Origin of the sequence: Streptococcus sp. 2018037 (genome assembly GCF_019754195.1) — a bacterium.
Lineage (GTDB): Bacteria > Bacillota > Bacilli > Lactobacillales > Streptococcaceae > Streptococcus > Streptococcus hashimotonensis.
Window position 1 is genome coordinate 1 of sequence record NZ_JAIJZQ010000056.1, and the last position, 722, is coordinate 722.

The 722-nt window shown below is 33.2% G+C and carries 1 protein-coding gene; it reads left to right on the top strand.

Going from position 1 to position 722, the window contains the following annotated elements:
- Positions 1-131 precede the first annotated feature (131 nt).
- A complete protein-coding gene (locus K5Q29_RS10590) occupies positions 132-602 on the top strand; it encodes a sigma-70 family RNA polymerase sigma factor (RefSeq protein ID WP_053867433.1) in 471 nt (156 codons plus the stop codon).
- Positions 603-722: the final 120 nt, after the last annotated feature.

The window sequence follows — 722 nt, forward strand, 5'->3', positions numbered from 1 at the left end:
CATAGAGTATCAATAGCAAATGTACTTTAAAAAAAGAAAAATCAAATAAAGTATGAAGCTAGACAAAAATGTCCTGTAGAAAGGCAGCACTTTTCGATAAACTTAAACCATCAACAAAAGGAGATTAAGTAATGGACTTCGAAAAAGTGTATGCAAGCGTCAAAGGTATTGTAAACAAGGCTCGAAAAGAGTTTTACATTAAACTATGGGATCGAGATGATTGGGAACAAGAAGGAATGATGACCTTGTTTGAATTGTTGGAAGATCAACCGTGGCTAGTTGATGAACAAGTTCAATTATATTGTTATTTCAAAGTCAAGTTCAGAAATCGAATCAAGGATCGTATCCGCAAACAGGAAAGTCAAAAACGCAAGTTTGACCGTATGCCACATGAAGATATTCACGAATTATCTCACGCAATACAATCACCGGGATTGATAAACGATGAACTATTAATGTTGAGAGGTGCCTTGAGAGATTATCGAAAAAATCTGAGCAATGATCAACTTGATAAATACGAAAAATTAATTAGCGGACAATGTTTTAATGGTCGTCGTGAAATGATACGTGATTTACAAATTCATTTGAAAGACTTTCGCTAAAGCTAGTCACTAACATTATGTTAATCAAATTAAGAAATTGGGCAGAAGTATCATAAAAAGTTCTGTTCAGTTTCTTTTTATATAGGTTATAGCAAAGAGAAGAAGGAATGGGAAAAAAAA